The organism is Anaerovibrio sp., assembly GCF_051866355.1.
Classification (GTDB): Bacteria; Bacillota; Negativicutes; order Selenomonadales; family Selenomonadaceae; genus Anaerovibrio.
In genome coordinates this window covers 1-19,001 of the sequence record NZ_JBJDWZ010000023.1, presented here as the reverse complement: position 1 = coordinate 19,001, position 19,001 = coordinate 1, and the positions used below count along the sequence as shown (strand labels likewise).

General features: G+C 53.5%; 17 protein-coding genes. 1 reads left to right on the top strand and 16 read right to left on the bottom strand.

Translation table 11 applies throughout. The annotated features are described in order from the left end of the window. The 16 genes from ACI3UA_RS01265 to sucC all read right to left on the bottom strand — a co-directional run. Positions 1-315 (bottom strand): TetR/AcrR family transcriptional regulator (locus ACI3UA_RS01265; RefSeq protein ID WP_439723022.1); only part of this gene is annotated, 315 nt, incomplete at its 3' end. A 225-nt stretch (positions 316-540) separates the two neighbouring features. Continuing rightward, complete coding sequence (locus ACI3UA_RS01260; protein ID WP_439723021.1) at positions 541-1,893, bottom strand: TolC family protein; 1,353 nt, start codon at positions 1,891-1,893, stop codon at positions 541-543. A 52-nt stretch (positions 1,894-1,945) separates the two neighbouring features. Then, positions 1,946-3,223, bottom strand: coding sequence for an MlaD family protein (locus ACI3UA_RS01255; RefSeq protein WP_439723020.1), 1,278 nt, complete (start codon positions 3,221-3,223; stop codon positions 1,946-1,948). Next, positions 3,220-3,966 carry an ABC transporter ATP-binding protein gene (locus ACI3UA_RS01250; protein WP_439723019.1) on the bottom strand — a complete coding sequence of 249 codons (747 nt, stop codon included), beginning with the start codon at positions 3,964-3,966 and terminating at the stop codon, positions 3,220-3,222. Before ACI3UA_RS01250 ends, ACI3UA_RS01255 begins: the two co-directional genes overlap by 4 nt. Before the next feature lie 17 nt (positions 3,967-3,983). Further along, on the bottom strand, positions 3,984-4,754 hold the full coding sequence (locus ACI3UA_RS01245; protein WP_439723018.1) for an MlaE family ABC transporter permease: 771 nt from the start codon (positions 4,752-4,754) through the stop codon (positions 3,984-3,986). A gap of 171 nt (positions 4,755-4,925) precedes the next feature. After that, positions 4,926-6,977 (bottom strand): SpoIVB peptidase S55 domain-containing protein, encoded by a 2,052-nt coding sequence (locus ACI3UA_RS01240; RefSeq protein WP_439723017.1) that lies wholly within the window; start codon positions 6,975-6,977, stop codon positions 4,926-4,928. 90 nt (positions 6,978-7,067) lie between these two features. After that, positions 7,068-8,606 (bottom strand): phosphodiester glycosidase family protein, encoded by a 1,539-nt coding sequence (locus ACI3UA_RS01235; RefSeq protein ID WP_439723016.1) that lies wholly within the window; start codon positions 8,604-8,606, stop codon positions 7,068-7,070. Positions 8,607-8,684: 78 nt separating this feature from the next. Continuing rightward, positions 8,685-9,131 (bottom strand): rod-binding protein, encoded by a 447-nt coding sequence (locus ACI3UA_RS01230; protein WP_439723015.1) that lies wholly within the window; start codon positions 9,129-9,131, stop codon positions 8,685-8,687. A gap of 28 nt (positions 9,132-9,159) precedes the next feature. Then, positions 9,160-10,278, bottom strand: coding sequence for a flagellar basal body P-ring protein FlgI (locus ACI3UA_RS01225; RefSeq protein WP_439723014.1), 1,119 nt, complete (start codon positions 10,276-10,278; stop codon positions 9,160-9,162). Between the two features lie 16 nt (positions 10,279-10,294). Next, positions 10,295-10,915: a flagellar basal body L-ring protein FlgH gene (locus ACI3UA_RS01220; protein ID WP_439723013.1), complete on the bottom strand. Its 621-nt coding sequence runs from the start codon at positions 10,913-10,915 to the stop codon at positions 10,295-10,297. A gap of 108 nt (positions 10,916-11,023) precedes the next feature. Beyond that, complete coding sequence (gene flgA, locus ACI3UA_RS01215) at positions 11,024-11,818, bottom strand: flagellar basal body P-ring formation chaperone FlgA (RefSeq protein ID WP_439723012.1); 795 nt, start codon at positions 11,816-11,818, stop codon at positions 11,024-11,026. 4 nt (positions 11,819-11,822) lie between these two features. Further along, positions 11,823-12,617, bottom strand: a complete 795-nt coding sequence (gene flgG, locus ACI3UA_RS01210) for a flagellar basal-body rod protein FlgG (RefSeq protein ID WP_439723011.1) — start codon at positions 12,615-12,617, stop codon at positions 11,823-11,825. Positions 12,618-12,686: 69 nt separating this feature from the next. Then, a complete protein-coding gene (gene flgF, locus ACI3UA_RS01205) occupies positions 12,687-13,493 on the bottom strand; it encodes a flagellar basal-body rod protein FlgF (protein ID WP_439723010.1) in 807 nt (268 codons plus the stop codon). Positions 13,494-13,534: 41 nt separating this feature from the next. After that, positions 13,535-14,554 carry a rod shape-determining protein gene (locus tag ACI3UA_RS01200; RefSeq protein ID WP_439723031.1) on the bottom strand — a complete coding sequence of 340 codons (1,020 nt, stop codon included), beginning with the start codon at positions 14,552-14,554 and terminating at the stop codon, positions 13,535-13,537. Between the two features lie 221 nt (positions 14,555-14,775). Then, a complete protein-coding gene (sucD, locus tag ACI3UA_RS01195) occupies positions 14,776-15,681 on the bottom strand; it encodes a succinate--CoA ligase subunit alpha (protein ID WP_439723009.1) in 906 nt (301 codons plus the stop codon). Between the two features lie 20 nt (positions 15,682-15,701). Continuing rightward, positions 15,702-16,922, bottom strand: coding sequence for an ADP-forming succinate--CoA ligase subunit beta (gene sucC, locus ACI3UA_RS01190; RefSeq protein ID WP_439723030.1), 1,221 nt, complete (start codon positions 16,920-16,922; stop codon positions 15,702-15,704). Between the two features lie 303 nt (positions 16,923-17,225). Here sucC and ACI3UA_RS01185 point away from each other — a divergent pair, with 303 nt between their 5' ends. Then, positions 17,226-18,935, top strand: a complete 1,710-nt coding sequence (locus ACI3UA_RS01185; RefSeq protein ID WP_439723008.1) for a putative bifunctional diguanylate cyclase/phosphodiesterase — start codon at positions 17,226-17,228, stop codon at positions 18,933-18,935. Positions 18,936-19,001: the final 66 nt, after the last annotated feature.

Genomic DNA, 19,001 nt, shown 5'->3' with positions numbered 1-19,001 from the left:
GTTCTGTCCCACCAGCCTTGCTGTCATCATTACCATTTCACGCAAAATCTCTGCATGGCCTTTCTTCTGCTCCTGCAGCTCCTGCAAATGTTTTTTCAGCTGTACAGCCAGACCATCCAGAAGACAATGCAAAAGCTCTTCCTTTGACGCAAAATAATTGTAAAAGGTTCCCAGCCCCATATCAGCAGACCTCATGATATCCGCCACCGAAGCTGCCTGAAAGCCGCACCGGGTAAACTGCTCAATCGCAGCCTCCATAATCTTGCTTCTGGCCAGCAGCTTTTTCTGCTCCCGCCTGCCCATCGCCTCAGCCATAGAAAACACCCCCATATCTATTCATTATATATGAATATGGACAAATATGAAAGCAAAAAATGAATTCCGTTCATTTTTATATGAACAGGAAAAATAAAACCGACAAAAAAACGGCCACCAATTGCCAGATTTTACTCTGGTCCTTTGGTGGCCGGTGAAAGGCCAGCTCATAATTCCGGCCTTTATTATATTTTATCAACTTTTATCAACTTTTCTTAACCTCTATCAGCCTTTATTGCCGGAAGTGTCTAATGCCAGCTTCTTGATATCCAGGTCAACCATGATGCCCATGGCACGGTCAAGGTCTGCCTTGCTGGAATTGTAGTTGTACAGGGCAGTGTAGTAGTTGGTCTGGGCCTGGGTCAGCTTTTCCTCGGCATCCATTACATCCAGATTGGTGCCTACACCGGCGGAGTAGCGTACCTGGGCAATCTTGTAGTCCTCCTGTGCCTTCTCCACGGCTACCTTGGTGGTGTTGATGCTCTTTTCTGCCGCCTTCAGATTCAGGTAGGCGGTGCGCACCTCCAAATCACCGTTCTGGCGGGTGTCGTCAGCAACGGCCTCCGCCTTCATGACAGCCGCCTTGTTCTGCCTTACCTTTGCCTCTGTTACCTGATTGTCCCAGATATCCCAGGAAAGCACCACGCCTGCGGTCCAGTTGTTGCTTGCCGCATAGCGGACATCGTCCTCGTCCGAGCCAAATGGATTTTCACCCTGCCAGTTTTTGGTAGCTGCCAGACTTACGCTAGGACGGTAGCCTGCCTTGGCCTGCTCCACCTCTGCCCTGGCAATAGCCACCTTGTAATCAGCAATCAGCACATCGGGACGGTTCTGCATGGCATACTCGGTGCATTCCTCCAAAGGAATTTCATAGACAACATACTCAAGGCTGTCGGTCAGGTTCAGCTCCGTGCCGGTAGCTATGCCCATAATATTATTCAATGAAGCAATCGCCACATCATAGTTATTGTTGGCAGTAATCAGGCTCTGCTCCGCATTGGCCATCTGCACCTGGGTGCCCAGCACATCGGATTTGGCCACGGTACCGACACTGAACTGTGCATTTACGTTTTTCAGATGCTCGGTAAGGGTATTCACGGAATCCTCTGCTACCTTTATCTGATTCTGGGCCTGCAGTGCCTTGTAGTATGCCGCCATGGTGCTTGCCTTTACCTTCTGCTTGGCCAGCTCCAGCCCCAGCTCGGAGGCATTCATGCCCAGATCAGCCGCCTTGATTGCTCCCTCCAGCTGACCGCCTGTATATACAGGGAAGGTCAGGGTAAGGCCATTGCCAAAGGCCCTGTCAACATTGCTGTTATCATAATAGCGGCCCCCCAGCTTGGTAGCCTTGCTCTCCCAGTTCAGCTTCGGCCCCGCCGTGCGGCGTGCCTGATGGCGCGCCCATACCGCACTGTCATAGTCGGCCTCCTGCTCCTTGATGCTGTAGTTGTTATCCAGTGCCAGCCTTACGCTGTCCTCCAGCGTAAGATCCATGTGCTCCGCACTTGCCACCGACATGGACATCATGCCTGCCAGCACCAGGCCGCTGAGCTTCTTAAAAGTATTATTGCGTTTCAAAATGAATTCCTCCCTAACCTGTAAAAAACATCAGTATATGTAAAAAGATGTGTTAAAAGCTCCTTCTCAAGCCAAAATATGTCGCTCTTTTATCTGCATTATTTATATCATTGACCTGGGTAAAAATATACGTATCCTTGGCAATCTCGTACTGCAGGCGTGATTTCAGGCGAAAGTCGTTAAAATCATAGCCGTCCACGGACAGGTTCAGCTTGCGGCTGCCTATGTCAATTCCCAGTCCCGCCTTGCTGTCAATCACACCGGCCCTGGCGCCAAAGGCACCGCGGTACACACCGCCCTGAAAATTGATGTTGTTGTCCTCGCCGATATCGTTCAGGCCCAGCCGCAAAAGACTGCTGTCATCGGGGCGGATATCCATGCCGATACCCGTCTGCCAGCGGTTTTCCTTGCCGCTGTACATGGTTTCCAGGCCCGCTTCCACCTCAATGCCGGAAACCTTGCCCATCATCTTGTCAGCACGCTCGCTGACGCCGCGCACATTGTGCAGTGTAGCCTTCAGATCATCGGCCACCTGCGGGTCTGTCACCACGCCCTCCAAAGCCGCCGCCATATTGTCAATGCGCCTGCTGGTTGCCGACAGATTGCTGATGGCCTCTTTCAGATTGGCGCCCGTCTCACCGTTGCCGTTAAAGGTGGACACCAGCACCTCAAGGCTGTCTGCCGCCCGCATCAGGCTGCCCGTCATGCGGTTCAGGTTCTGCGCCATCTGGCGTACATCCCCCTGATTGGCGGCCGCCATATCAGCCAGCGAGGCAGTCAGCTTGTCTATATTGGCGGTAATATTGCGCATATTTACGGAAACATCCTTCAAGGCCTTCTGGGTTTCCTTGTCCCCCAGCACATCATTCATGGAGTCCAGCAATACCTGTACCTTGAGCACTGCCGTATTCAGATTGGCCATCATATCATCCATGGTGGCCTCCTGCAGTCCGTAGAGAAAATCTCCCGGCCCGTAGCAGTCCTCCATGTTCGCATCCTGCATCGGCGTAATGTTGATAAACTTGCCTCCCATAACGCCATTAGAGGTTACGATAACACTGGATTTTTTCGGAATCTTCACATCATCCTCTATGACCACATCTGCAACCACGCCCAGTCCGGAGGGTTCCACCTGCTGTACCCTGCCAATCCTCACGCCGGCATAGCACACGTCGTTGCCGGAGGTCAGGCCTATGGCCTGGGGAAAACCGATGCTCAGGCTGTATCCCTTGTCACTGCCGGGCCGTACACCGCTCAAAAGAGCCATAATGCCCACCATGAGCACTATGCCCAGCAGAGTAAAGGCGCCTACCTTTACTTCTGTCTTCATCTGTGTTTCTCCCTTCCTATGTACATTCTCTGCAAAAAGCTCTGAACCCGCGGATCCTCCAGCCGCTGAAAATTCTCTACCGTATCTGTGGCAATCAGCTCACCCTCATAAATCATGGCTATGCGGTCCGCTATGGTGCAGGCGCTGGCCATATCATGGGTAACCACCACCGAGGTGGCCTTCTGCTTCCTTTTGGTATCAATAATCAGCTCGTCAATCTTGGCCGTCATAATCGGGTCCAGACCTGAGCTTGGCTCATCATAAAAAATAATCTTCGGGTTAAAGGCGATGGCTCTGGCGAGGCCCACACGCTTCTTCATGCCGCCGGAAAGCTCTCCCGGCATGGCCGCCTCTATTCCCGGCAGACCTACCTGCTCCAGCTTTTCCGCCACAATAGCCCGGATTTGTTCCTCCGAATAATCAGTATGCTCCCGCAGGCCGAAGGCCACATTCTCCCCCACGGTCATGGAATCAAAAAGGGCGGAATACTGAAAGACCATGCCCATGTTCAGCCGAAGCACATCCAGCTGCTTCTCGCTCATGCGGGAAATGGGCCTGCCCATGATGTAAATCTCGCCGCTGGTGGGCCTGTCCAGCCCGATAAGCAGCCTGAGCAGCGTGCTCTTGCCGGAACCGGAGCCGCCGATGATAGCCAGGGTTTCCCCCTCCATCACGTCCAGCGTAACATGCTTCAACGCCTCATGGCTGCCAAAGCTTTTGCACACATCCCTGATTTTTATCATATCATCCCTCCACTACATCAATACAGCACCCAGGAAAGGATAACATTCAGCATGAAGATGATGACTATAGCCGCCACCACGGATCTGGTGGTGGCCATGCCGACCCCCTCCGCTCCGGCAGGAGCCCTCATGCCGTAGTAACAGCCTACGATGGCGATTACCAGGCCAAAGACAACAGCCTTTATCAGACCTGCATAAAAATCCGCCCCATCTGCAAACTGCTCAATGGAATGCCAGTAAACATAACTGCTGATGCCGAAATATTTCAGGGCGACGGCCCAGCCTCCCAGAACGCCGATGAGGTTGCCATAGACCGTCAGCAGAGGCACCATAACCATGCAGGCAATCATCCGGGGCACTACCAGATACCCCAGAGGATTGGTTGCCATGACCCGCAGTGCATCAATCTGCTCCGTAACCTTCATGGTACTGATTTCCGCCGTCATGGCGGAACCGACGCGCCCCGCGGCCACAACCCCTACCAGCACCGGCCCCAGCTCACGGCCGATGGCAATCGCCACAATGCCGCCGATGGTGGACTCGGCGCCGAACTTTATCATCTCCCCCGCCATCTGCAGTGCCATTACCATGCCGGTAAACAGCAATGTCAGGGAAACTATCGGCAGAGTATCCACACCAAGATGGGACATCTGATGCAGGATATGCTTCGGGCGCAGCCTTTTGGGCATCTGCTGTACCGCTCCCAAAAAGAGCAGCATCATGTCCCCCACAAAATACAGGCCGTCCAGCACCTTGGTCCCTATGTATTCGAGAAAGCGAGTGAACATAACCCGTCCCCCTCCATAACTCCATAAAATATTAATCCGCCTTTTATTTTAGCAAGTATAAATGGTTAAGTCAAAGAAAAAACTGTACAGGTTTTACCAGCAAAATACCCACACTACATGATAATAGTAGTGGGTGAAAATTAACTGAAACCTGTACAGCCTGCAATTGCATTATTGATTTTTATTTTCCAGCACCATCACATTGGTGTGAATGATATTCTCGATGATGTAATCCGTGGCGACCTTGCCAATAGGTGACGGTTCCTGCCCCCCCGGCTGGCTGTTTCCGCCTGCGGCATTCTGCTTTGCCATCCGCTCGGCCATTTTTTTGGCCTGCTTGATGCTCTTTTGCAGTTCCTCATCATTCTTCGGCACCACCACGGTGGATTCAATGATAATCTCGTTGTTGCAGCTGCTGGCCAGCATATCCTGCAGCTGTGCGCTGACAGGTGGCTCCTCGTCCATATTGACACCGGCATCCAGCGCCGCCTGCTGGGCCAGAAGTATCTTGGCTACATTGACCAGACCGCCCCCATGCACATCCAGCGCCAGATTGCCGGGAACCTGATTCCTCGGCACCGTATACGGCACGGACAGCTTTATCTTTTCGCCCCGGTATGGCTGTATGGTGGTATTAAAGGTAATCGCCTCACCCGGCAGAACTTCCTTCTTGCTCGGCTCGGCAGAAATCAGGGTCGCAGTCCTGCGTCCCCGCTCCACCGTCACGTCCACCTTCAAATCCAGCAGATCCGGCTCCTTCTCCTTGTTGCCAAGAATGACGCCCAGAATATCGTTCAGCTCACCGATGGAGGCTTTGGCCACATCCTCCGGGTCATAGAACATGTTCCTGCGCTCAATCAGGCCATCCTTGCCGTAGTTACTGCGCAGGGAAAACTTCAGGGAAGCCGTGGAGGCATCCTGACGATCCAGCGTATTGGTGATGGAACTGTACACCACCACCGGCGCCAGCACGGACACTACCTCCTCATCATACGCCAGCATGGAGCTGTAGGTGACGCTGCTGCCGGTGTCCTTGTCATGCACGGTGACAATCACCGGCACGGTCTGGGGCAGCTGTCCCAGTATGCCGCCTATGCCATCCTGCCTGTCCTGATTGATGCGGCCGATGATGCCGTTTACATTACCCAGCTTCATGCCATTGGTAGGCCCGTGAATGGTGCTTACCACCTGGGCATCCGTCATGAAGTAGTTCACATTGCCGCGATGGGTATAGGAATGGCCAAAGGCCAGAATCTTCTTACCGTCCACTGCCGTTACCGTTCCCATGGCCCCGAAGGAAAAATCCCCCACGGACAGGGCGACGCCCACCGGCGAACCCGGCTGCAGCACGGCGTCAGTCCTTGCCTGCATAACGGACGCTCCTGCATCCCATACGTTGTCATAATCCAGCTTCATGCCCAGCCTGTTCATGCCGGCCTGCAGAAGCTCCATGCCCCTGCTGCCAAAACCGGAAGCAAAATACGTATTCTTCTGCTCCCCGACTGCAGTTTCCGTCCCGTCCGGCCCGTCCTGCCCGGAAACTGCGGCATCCTCTGCCGGTTCAGCCTGCTCTGCTCCATTGTCCTTCTCCACCGGCACGGCGGCTTCGCCCTGAGCCGCAGGAACCTCTGCCCCTGCCGCCTCATCGGACTGCTTCTCTCCTGCCGCTTCCTTCACGTCCTCTGCAGTCCCGGCAGCTTTCCCTGCCTTTTCTGCCTCGGCGGCCTGAAACTTCTCCCGCTCTGCCCGCATTTTTTTCAAATCCACCTGCGGCAGCTTCGTCCTGTTCAGCGTATCGGGATACTGCCATATCTTCAGCATGTCCTCAATCGGGGTCAGCATAATCCGCTGGGTGGGATACATGTCCTTGTAGCCTGCCGACAATGCCCCTGCCAGCCTGCCATTAAAATAGATAGGACTACCGCTCATGCCGGAAATCGCCCCGCCTGTTTCATCAATCAAATCGCCGTAGAGATTCACCAGTATTCTCTTGGAGGACATCTTGCTGTTATCCCCCAGCACCCCTACAACCTCCACATCAAAGGGACGAATCTCACCACTGCTGTCTATGACGGTGTAGCCGGTTCCCCACATGCCCGGCCTGACATCCTGCAGGCTGACAATCTCCGGCATGGCGGCCAGAGCGGTGCTTCCCACCAGCAGGGCGGCCGACAGGCAGGCGGCCAGCAGGCGTTTTCTCATCTTACCAAAAAATCTATGCAAAAAATTCACCTCATAACCACATAATCAATGTTTCAGTACAAACTAATACATTCATTATATCCTAAAAAAAATTAATAGCAAGCAAATATTTTATTTACCTGTTACAACAATGGCACTGCCCACTGAGCGCTCCTTGCCATCAGACGGACTGTTCATAACCTGTCCCTGCAGGACCAGCTCGCTGGAACCGCCGCCATCCAGATTAAAGCCATTTACCGCACCGAACCGCTTTAAAAGCTGGGCTGTTTCCACCAGCGTTGCGCCAATGCTGTGGCTCTGGCGTCCGTCCACCACCAGCAGGAGCATTTTGCCATCGGCCTTGATGCCCACAGCCGTCCGCGGTGCCCGCCCCTTGGCAATATCATTGGGAAACTGCTCCGCCTCCGCCGTAACATTTACTATGCCGCTCCGCAAAAGCTCCGGCCCTGCTCCGATGATATTCTTAGCCGCGTCCAGCTCACTGCCGAAGCTCTCCCCCACAGTCACCCTGTCGCCGACCTTTACCCCGGCAAAGGCCGCCTGGGCCGTACCATGTACGGAAATCACCTGACTGCCTGATGGAATGAAGCTGTTGCCCTGATTGACCGCCGTAACCTTGCCGTCCCTGATGACGTATTCCGTGCCGTATTCATTGGTTTTGGTATAACTGCCAAAAAGGCTGTTGTACAGTATGGTGGTATTTGCTCCCCGCTCACAATTGACGCCGGAAAGGAAAATCTTTTTGCCGTTTACATTGACCTCGCCATAATACTCCGAAGGAGCCAGCTTCAACGTGCCATCGGGCATAAAGCCCAGCGAGGTGCGCCTGTAATACGTTGTTCCGGCAGTCTGCCCGTCGATGCGGGTATTGCCAATCAGCGTGCCGTCCAGCCCGAAATACCCGCCGTTGACGGCGGCCACCGCACCCTTGGCACCGGCAATGCTCTTTACCGTTGCTCTGCCTGAGGAAATATTGCCGCCTGCCAGCGCCAGCCCCACATCAAACCTGCTCCTGTCCACCTCCAGCAGATAGGAGGTCATTATTCCCCTGCTGTCCACCCGGACATACCTGATATAGTTCAGTCCCGGAGCTACCGCGGTTGCAGTTTCCTTTTCATATTCCTTCTGGATATCTATGACAATGCGCCCCGGATTCTTTAGTGCATATACCTTCGTGTCCAGCGCGGCCTTCATATCCACAATCACCTGCACGGTATTACTGCCGTATGTGCCCAGTATCACGTCCTTGACCACATTGCTCTTGCACTCAGGCGCTGATTTGATGCCGGCGGTAAGATTGTTCATGGTGACAACCAGCCTGGTGCCGTTGTTTTCCTTGCTTACCTTGTACTCCGGCACACTGCCTGTATCCAGCACAATCCGCAGTCTTTCCGTGCTGTCGCCATAGCGCACGGCGGCCAGCCGCGCTCCCGCAGGCAAAGCCGCCTGCCCTGCCGAGGCTGCAGTCACGGCCGTGGTTTTTCCGGCAGTCGTCTTGCCTGCTGTTGTTTTGGCGGCTGTTGTTTTGCCGGATGCAGGCGTCTTGGCATTCTGGCTGACCACTGACGGCTTGACGCTTGCAGCTTCCAGCGCATCTATCTGAACGAACAGCAGCAAAGCTGCCATCACAATACTTACAAACCTCTTCACACTAAAGACCTCCAAATTTGAAAAAAAACAAAAGAGGCTACCTCAAGGATAGCCTCAAGTAGTAACTATCTGCTATTTTCAGCCCGGCAGGTCAATCTTCCTGCCCTTGGCCTCCCATGCCGCCCTCGCTCTGGCATCCATGTCCTTGCGGGCCTGATACTGGCTCGTAAGCTGATCGTACATCACATCAGCCAGACCAAAGCCGCCTGCCTCCGACATGCGATCCACCATTTCGGTATCCAGCATGTCGCGGAAAATCTTCTCTCCGTTGGACTCGCCAAACAGGGAGTCCTCCGGCACAGTCTTGCGCATTTCCTTCCACATCATCTGGATGAACATGGACTCAAAGCCCTTGCAGGCATCCTTCAGCTTTTGCCGGTACTCAGGGTCATCCAGAGTATTCTTCTGTGCCGCCTTCAATTCGTCAGCAAAGCCCCTGGCCTTTTCCACGTCCTTATTGCCCTGCAAATCCTGGGCCTGTTGCCGGGCCAGTATGGAATTTGCACTAATATTGTCGATTTGCATATCAAATCACCCTGTTCCGCACAAAAACTTAAATCAGCTCCAAATCAGCGTGCAGTGCACCTGCCGCCTTTATCGCCTGCAGGATGGAAATAATATCCCTCGGCGTTGCGCCCACGGAGTTCAGCGCCCCCACAATGTCATTTATATTTGAGGTGGCAGGCAGAACGATAGAGCTGGCCGTCTGCTCCTGCACATCCACATTCTCATCAGGCAGGATAACCGTATTGCCGTGGGAGAATGGCGGCGGCTGGATAACATCATAATCCTTGCCGATTTTCACCGTAATGCCGCCCTGGGTAATGGCAACCGTATCCACGGAAACATCACCGCCCATGACGATAGTGCCGGTGCGCTCATTGACCACAACCCTGGCCAGATTGTCAGGCATCACGGTAAGCTCCTCCAGACTGGAAATAAAGCCCACGATGTTACTGCGGTAGTAGGCGGGCACGGTCACGTCAACACGCCCCGGATTTGCCGCCTTGGCAATGCCGCCGTACTGGGCATTGATCGCCTGGGCAATCCTGCTGGCCGTAGTGAAGTCCGCCTTGTTCAGCGACCAGGACAGTACCCCGTTAGGCGCCAGCATTTCATCCTCAACGGAACGCTCCACAATAGCGCCGTTTGGCGTAGTGCCTACCGTGGGAAAATTCTTCTGGGCATTATTGCCGCCCCTGCCGGCCGTAAAACCGCCGGTGGACACCGCCCCCATGGCAACGGCATAGATATTGCCATTACCGGCTTTCAGAGGGGTCTGCAGCAGCGTGCCGCCCTGAATGCTCTTGGCATCACCCATGGAGGACACGGTTATATCAATGGTATCACCCTCCCGCACAAAGGGCGGCAGGGTTGCCGTGACGATAACGGCGGCCACATTCTTTGGCTTCATGCCGCTGGTATCAATAACCACGCCAAAATCCTTCATCATGTTGCCGATGGATTGAATCGTCTGCTTCATCTTGTCGGAGTCGCCGGTGCCATTAAGTCCCACAACCAGCCCGTAGCCCATCAGCTGATTGGCGCGTACTCCCTGCACCTTGGCCACATCCTTCAGCCGGGCTGACGAATAGCCGGCCGCCAAAGCGCTGCCGGATGCCAACAGGCACAGACAGGTTATCAGGCTAATTATGCGAAATAGCTTTTTCATATAATTCTCCTTAGCTTTAGAACAAAATATTGAAAATCTGGGTCAGAATACCCTGACGCTGCTTGGCGTTCAAAGGACCCTTGCCATCGAATCTCAGGGTAGCATCCGCCACCTTGTTGGAGAGGATGGTATTGTTGTAGGATATATCATCCGGCCTCACTACGCCCCGCACCGTAATCTTATGCTCATTTTTGTTGTTCCAGATGGACTGGGTGCCCTCCACCACCATATTGCCGTTGTCACGCACCTCTACTACGGTGACGGTCACATTGCCGCTGGCAGAATTGGTATTGTTGGCACTGCCGTTGGCCTTGAAGCTGTCAGAGCCGGAGGCCGTTGCCGCCGCCAGAAAGCTGAACACACCCGTACCGGCGGCCAGTGTATTCTTGCCCTCCTTGGAGTTGGAATTGGAGAGGGACTGGGATGTGTTGGAGGATTCATTGATTACGATGGTAAGAATATCCCCCACCTGGGAAGCCTTGCGGTCCGCAAAGATGCTGTGCCGCCCCCAGAGGCTTTCCGCCTCCGCCTGCACCGGCAGCATGCCCGCCTGCACAAACGTAAACACAGCCGCCAGCAACAGGCAGCCCCAGAACCTCAAGCCGCTATTTTCTTTTGAAAAAAAACTGCCTTTCATTTCATTATCACCTCGGATGCCGCATCTCTGCCTTGACACGTTAATCTCAGTTAATCTGCACTTACTTCTGCATCTCAACGCACCGGCCGGGACATGCACAAAGCCTGCCTACTGCACTACCAGCACATTGTTTTCATCAATTACCTTCGCCCTGACCTTGCGCCCTGACGAATCATTCCTGACGGCGATATAGCCGCCCTTGCGCCCGCGCTCCAGCGCCGTGCCGGGCACCTTGATTTCCACCCCGTTGAAAACGGTGCAGATATTCACCACGGCGTATGGCTGGATGAGGATAGGCTCCCGTATCAGCCCGCTGTGCAGGATGGTTCCCTCCCCCACGTTGGAGGAAAGTACCTTGCCTATCAGCTCCTGCGGGTCGGTGTACATGGCGTAGACCTGTCCCTTGTCCTCTTTTTCCTCCAAGCGCAAATCCTCTGCCTGCAGGGGAACCTCGTGCTGAATACGTCTGGCGGCAGTGACCACCCTGCCAAAAACACGCACCTTCATGATGCAGTTCATGCGGGCATAATGCTCGCCGTTCACCAGCACCTCCACGGAGATAGCCGTGTTCAGCCCCTTGCGGATGCCGTTAGGCGCATAGCTCCTATAGGTAATCGTCCCCCAGGGCAGCCTGAGCCCTGACGGCACGTTGACAGGCTCAATGGTGTAACGTCTGGTTTCGCCATTAGCCGCCATTATTTCATCTATACATTTGACTGCCTGCTGAATAAAATTTTCACGCACAATAGCCTGTGGCAGCTGCGGTGTCGGCTTTACCGCAACCGCCGCCTCGGCCACAGGCACAAAATCCCCTGCCGCCGAGAGGCCGGCCGTACCCGGAAGAGCAGGCACCAGCCACCACAGCAGGCACAGCACGCCAAAAAATCTGCACAGCCTGCCCATGATATTAACGCTTCAGTCCGTTGGCGATTTCCAGCATGCTGTCAGAGGTAGTAATCGCCTTGGAGTTGGACTCATAGGCGCGCTGGGAAACAATCATGTTGACCATTTCATCTACAATCTGAATGCTGGACATCTCCAAACAGGACTGCACAAGAGTACCCATGCCGTCAACACCCGGCTCGCCCTCCTGCGGCTCCCCGGAGGCAGCAGACTCCGTATAGAGGTTCTTGCCTATGGAGGTCAGTCCGGAAGGATTCAGGAAACGCACCAGCCCGATGGTCGCAATCTCCGTCGGAGCCGTAGCGGCACCCTGAATAGCACTCACCATGCCGTTGGAACCGATGGTGATACTGTCGTGCTTCGTGTTGGCATCAAAGGTGATATTCGGTATCAGCCTGTAGCCATCACTGGTAACGAGATTGCCGTTGCCGTCAATCTTGAAGGAACCATCCCTGGTATATGCCGTGGTTCCGTCAGGCATCTCAATCTGGAAAAAGCCTTCTCCCTGAATAGCCACGTCTGTTACATTGTCAGTAGTCTGCAGATTGCCCTGGGTAAAAATCCTGTTGGTAGCACTCAGGCGCGAACCAAGTCCTATCTGCATCGGCGTCGGATACATGGTGCCATCGCCGCTTTCAGCGCCGCCTTCGCGCAGGGTCTGGTACAGGAGGTCCTGAAACTCCGCCCGCTGTGCCTTTGCACCATAGGTATTGACATTCGCCAGATTATGGGCAACTACATCCATCTGCTTCTGCTGGCCCTTCATGCCGGAGGCAGCAGACCACAAGGAACGCATCATATCTATTATCCCCTTTTTCTAAAACACAAAACCTTCATAACATAACTATCGTCATTTCAGCAGGCCTGCTTAACTGTTCCTGCCTACCTCGTTCACGGATTTGTCCAGCATGGAATCCTGAGTGGTAACCGCCTTGGAATTTGCCTCATAGGCGCGGTAGTTGGCTATGAGGTTGACCATCTCGGAAACAATCTCCGTATTGGACCTTTCCAGCGCCCCCTGCTGTATGGAGCCGGTCGCCTGCCGCGGCCTCTGTGCCGGGTCGGACGCACGATAAAGGCTGTTGCCCTCCTTGACCATAATCCCGTCACCGCCCGGAAAGGACACCAAACCCAGCCTGGCCACCTGTATGCCATTGGCCGTGATGCTTCCCTCCGGGGACACCAGAAACGTTCCCGATTCCTCCGGTATAATAATCGGCCGTCCGCCATCATCCAGCACATCGTCGCCGTTGACCGTAACCAGATGGCTTCTGGCATCGCGGTAGAAATTACCATCCCTGGTATAGCGCTCACCCCGCGGGGTGGCAATCCTGAAATACCCCTCGCCCTCCACGGCAAAATCCAGCTGGTTGCCCGTGGTCTGCAGTGAGCCCTGTGTATGGTCGGTAGCGATATCCGCCACCTGCGACCCCAGCCCCAGCTCACCTACCACCGGCGCCTTTTTGCCCAGGGAAAAGCCCTTGAACTCGGTTATGTCCTTCGGGCCGCTCATATCGTTGATACGCCTGATAAGCATCGGCTCAAAATCCGAAGTCACCGCGTCATCCCTCTTGAACCCGGTGGTATTGGCATTAGCCAGATTATTGGCAATCGTATCTGTACGCTTGGTTTCAGTTATCATACCTGTAGCAGCTGTATACAATCCACGCCACATAGTATCTCATCCCCCTCTTCCTGCCGCCTGCAAAGCAAATACTATTTCCAGAAGGACATAGAGCGCTTTGTTTCCAGCTTGTCAATGTTTTCCAGTGCCTTGCCCGTGCCAAGTGCTACACAGCTCAACGGGTCATCGGCCAGGCTGGTGGCAATCTTCGTTTCACGGCGAATCAGCTCATCCAGCCCGTAGAGCATGGCCCCGCCACCGGTGAGGATAATGCCGTGATCCATTATATCGGAAGCCAGCTCCGGCGGGCACTTTTCCAGTACGCTCTTCACCCGCTCCACAATCTGGGTTACGGACGGATTCAGTGCCTCACTAATCTGCTCCGTGTTTATCTCTATATTCTTCGGCAGGCCTGTCAGCAGATCCCTGCCCCGGATATTCATCCTGCAGTTGCGGGCGTCCGCAAAAGCTGCACCGACCTCCATCTTGATGTTCTCAGCCGTGCGCTCGCCTATCATCAGGTTGAATTCCTTCTTGATGTAGTCGATAATCGCATCATCGAACCTGTCCCCGGCAACCCGCAGGCTGTCGCTGATAACGATGCCCCCCAGGCTGATTACGGCAATATCGGTAGTACCGCCGCCGATATCCACCACCATGGAACCATAAGGCTCGGAAATATCCAGCCCGGCTCCCATGGCCGCCGCCAGCGGCTCCTCTATGGTATAGGTCTTTCTGGCGCCCGCCTGCTCGGCGGCCTCCTGAATGGCGCGCTCCTCCACCATGGTGATGCAGGAAGGTATGCAGACCATAATCCGCGGGCGAATCATGAAGCTATGCCCTGTTACCTTCTCAATGAAATGGCGCAGCATGGTTTCCGTAATGTCAAAATCGGCGATTACGCCGTCCCGCATCGGACGGATGGCCACAATGTTGCCAGGAGTACGGCCAATCATCTGGCGCGCCTCCTCGCCAACTGCCAGAATTGAGTTGGTGTCCCTGTTCACAGCCACTACTGACGGCTCTTTCAGCACAACACCCTTGCCCTTAATATAAATCAGCACATTAGCTGTTCCTAAATCTATACCTATATCCATAGACATGCCAAACAATGTCTTCAACATCCTTCCTAAATCAGACAAAAAATTAAACAAGATAAAATTATCTTTTTCCTAAATAAATATATAACAAAATCACGTAAAATACAATAAGCAATTTTTCTCTTTTTCGCCCGATTCCCGCCCTTTGCAAATAAAATTTGGCACACAAAATGGGATGCCGCCTTCGCAGCATCCCAAAACATCCGCACACGATATATTATTTGTTATACAAATCAGCAGGTATGGCACTTCTCATAAATGCCCTTCTCCTTCAGGAGCTTAACCATGGTTTCACCAATCTGGGCTACGTTCTCAGCCACAGGGATGCCGACAGCATTCAGGGCCTTGATCTTGTCAGCGGCAGTGCCCTTGCCGCCTGCGATAATGGCACCGGCATGGCCCATGCGCTTGCCCGGAGGCGCCTGAGTACCGGCAATGAAGCCTACAACAGGCTTGTCCGGCATGTTCTCGGCAATCCACTTGGCAGCATCTTCCTCGGCAGTACCGCCGATCTCACCAATCATGATGAGAGCCAGAGTATCATCATCGTCCTTGAAGAGCTTCAAGGCGTCGATGAAGTCGGTGCCCTTTACAGGGTCGCCACCGATACCTACAGCAGTAGTCTGGCCAAGTCCGGCCTGGGACAGCTGGAAGGAAGCCTCATAGGTCAGGGTACCGGAACGGGAAATAACGCCCACATGGCCCTTCTTGTAGATGTAGCCCGGGATAATGCCCAGCTTGGCCTCATCTACGGTCAGGATACCAGGGCAGTTAGGGCCGATAAGGCGGGTTTTCTTGCCGTTCATGTAAGCACGAACCTTAATCATGTCCTCAACAGGTACGTGCTCGGTGATGCAAACCACCAGATCCAGACCTGCCTCAACGCCCTCCATGATGGAGTCAGCAGCGAAGCGAGGCGGTACGAATACTACGGAAGCGGTAGCGCCGGTAGCCTCAACAGCATCCTGTACAGTGTTGAATACAGGAACGCCCTCTACTACCTGACCGGCCTTGCCCGGAGTTACACCGCCAACGATCTTGGTACCGTATTCCAGCATCTGCTTGGTGTGGAACATTGCAGTCTTGCCGGTAATGCCCTGTACGATAACCTTTGTATCTTTATTTAAAATAATACTCATTTTTGCAATCCTCCTTATCCTTAAGCGTTCTTCTCTGCCTCTTTAACAAGGGCAACGATCTTCTCTGCACCGCCCTCCATGGTCGGAGCCATGATGACGTTCTTTACAGGGTTGTCAGTGAGAATCTTGCGGCCCTCTTCTACCTTGGTGCCCTCAAGACGAACTACTACAGGAACAGGAATGCCGTCGCTGCCGGTCTTTTCAGCGATAATCTGGGCAGCCTTCTGGATGCCCTCGGCAATAACATCACAGCGGTTGATGCCGCCAAAGATATTTACGAAAATACCCTTTGCCTGACCGCCGTCCAGCATAATCTCGAAGGCAGTGGCAATCTTCTCAGGGGTGGAGCTGCCGCCTACATCAAGGAAGTTGGCAGGATTGCCGCCATAGTATTTCAGAATATCAACAGTAGCCATAGCCAGGCCTGCGCCGTTTACCATGCATGCAACATCGCCGCCCAGGTTTACATAGTTCAGGCCTTCCTCAGCAGCCCACAGCTCCTTCGGATCCTCCTCGGTCTTGTCGCGCAGCTCGACGATATCAGGATGGCGGAACAGCCCGCTGTCATCAAAGTTCAGCTTGGCATCCAGGCAGATTATATCGTCCTCGGCAGTTACAACCAGCGGATTGATCTCAACCTGGCTGCAGTCCTTGCCGATGAAGGCATCGTACAGCTTCATCATGGTAGCGGAAGCCTTGCGGATAACCTCCGGCTTGAAGTTCATCTTGTAAGCCATGCGGGTTGCCTGGAATGGCAGCAGACCAACAGAAATATCAATGTACTCCTTGATAATCTTTTCAGGTGTCTCGGCAGCAACCTTCTCGATTTCCATGCCGCCTTCCTCGGAGCCAATCATAACGATCTTTGCAGTATTACGGTCATTTACAAAGCTCAGATAATACTCCTTGGCGATGTTGGAGCCCTCCTCGATGAGAAGTCGTCCAACCTTTTTGCCCTCCGGACCGGTCTGATGAGTAACCAGCACCTTGCCCAGAAGCTCAGTTGCATACGCTTTTACCTCATCAAGGGACTTGGCAATCTTTACGCCGCCGGCCTTGCCGCGGCCGCCTGCATGAATCTGCGCCTTTACTACAGTCACCTTGGAATCCAGCTTCTTTGCGGCTTCAACAGCTTCCTCAACAGTAAATGCCGGAATGCCGTTTGGCACATTTACACCGAAAGATTTCAGTACCTGCTTACTCTGATACTCATGAATATTCATTCGATCTGCCCTCCTAATTTGTATACAAAATGTTTATGTACATATTTTATCGCTTTTTGCGATAGATGTCCATAGATGTTTCATATTTGTACAATTGTTTATTTTTTCGTCATATCTTTGACAGAATTTCAATTGAATTGATTTTTCTAGGTTTTTCTGTTTATTTTCTTATTTTTCAGTCACTTTTCTTAAAACTTTTCCGTCAGGGCGCATGCACGCCTATATATTTATGAAAAATATACTTTAAGGAAGGATTTAGAGATTTTTTGCAGAAATAGTATATATAATTGGGGGCAAAGGATACGAGGGAGGTATTGCGCTGTGGAAAATAGGAAAACCATGCTGATTGTTGACGATATGGAAATCAACCGTGCCATACTGACACAGTTTTTTCAGGACGAATTTAATCTCATAGAGGCGGAAAACGGCCGGGAGGCCCTGGACTTCATCAAGAGCCAGCCCATCGACATCATCCTGCTGGATTTGATGATGCCCGTAATGACCGGCATGGAGGTGCTGGACTGGCTGATGGCCAATCCCCGCTACGGCGATATTCCCGTAATTGTCACCACCTCTGCCGATGACGTGAACAGCGAGGTCATGGCCATGGAACGGGGCGCGGCCGATTACCTGACGAAGCCGTACAATCCGTCCATTGTCAGCTGCCGCGTGCAGAACGTGCTGGGGCGCCGCGAAAACGAAATAAGCAAGCTGCGGCAGGCTGCGCAGGATGAAAAGATAAATGCCATGCAGCAGATTCTGGATATCGACCAGCTGACAGGGCTGCTGACCCAGAAGGCCTTTCTGCAGCAGTCGGCGGACAGGATATCAGGCAATCCTGAAACCCGCTATTGCTTCGTCTATCTGGATATTGCCAGCTTCAAGCTGATTAACGAGCTTTTCAACATGGAAACCGGTGACACCATTCTCAAGACTGCCGCCTCCTACTTCAACACCATCGTAGGCAAGCGGGGGCTGGCCAGCCATCTTACGGCTGATTCCTTTGCCATCCTGCTGCCGGAGGACATGCTGGACATGGATCTGCTCATTCAGGGGCTGGATGCCATGATGCACTCCCTGACCATCTACCGCACCGTCGCTTTTTTTGCCGGCGTATACCAGATAGACAACATCTACCTGACCACCGGCCAGATGCTGGACAGGGCGCACATGGCCATGACCTCCGTCAAAAACTCCCACGCCCGGCGCTACGCCTTTTATGATGACGAGCTGCGCACCAAAATGATGGATGAACAGGTTATTGCCAGAGAAATGGAACCGGCCCTGGGCAACGGGCAGTTTTTTGTCAAATACCAGCCTATCTACAGGATAGATATGGCGGCCCGGACCATGACGCCTATTGCGGCAGAGGCCCTGCTGCGGTGGCAGCATCCTGAGCAGGGCATCATCAGCCCCTCCAGATTCATTCCTGTATTTGAGAAAAACGGCTTCATCAACAGAGTGGACAGATTTGCCTGGGAGCAGGCCTGCCATTTTCTCAGCCGCCAGCGGGACTGGGGACTGGATATCAGGCCTGTTTCCATCAATATCTCCCACATGAATTTTTATGATATGTCCTTTGTGGATTATCTGTTGCGGATGCTGAGAAAGTACGACCTGCAGCCGTGGATGCTGTGGCTGGAACTTACCGAAAAATCCTACAGCCACGCTCCGGAGCAGCTTGCCAGAATCCTGCGCCGCCTGAACAGCTGTGGCTTTTCCGTCATTCTGGACGATTTCGGCAGCAGTTTCAGCTCCCTTGGCATCCTCCGCGACCTGACCGTGGATATGCTCAAGGTGGATGTGCGCCGCCTGTATTCCCACGGCAACCATGACCGGGTGGACATCATCCTGCAGGCCATCATCGACATGGCGAAAAAGCTGAACATGCAGGTGATTGCCGAAGGGGTGGAAACCGCCGCCCAGGCAGAACTGCTCCAGTCCATGAACTGCCAGACCATGCAGGGCTTCCACTATTCGCGCCCCCTCCACTCCGATGCCTATATCGAGCTGCTTTCCAGCATACAGTAAGTTTCAGTTTTTCGTAGTGCTTGTATGATACTTTGGTGATATAAACGAATAGTTTTTTGTTCGTGC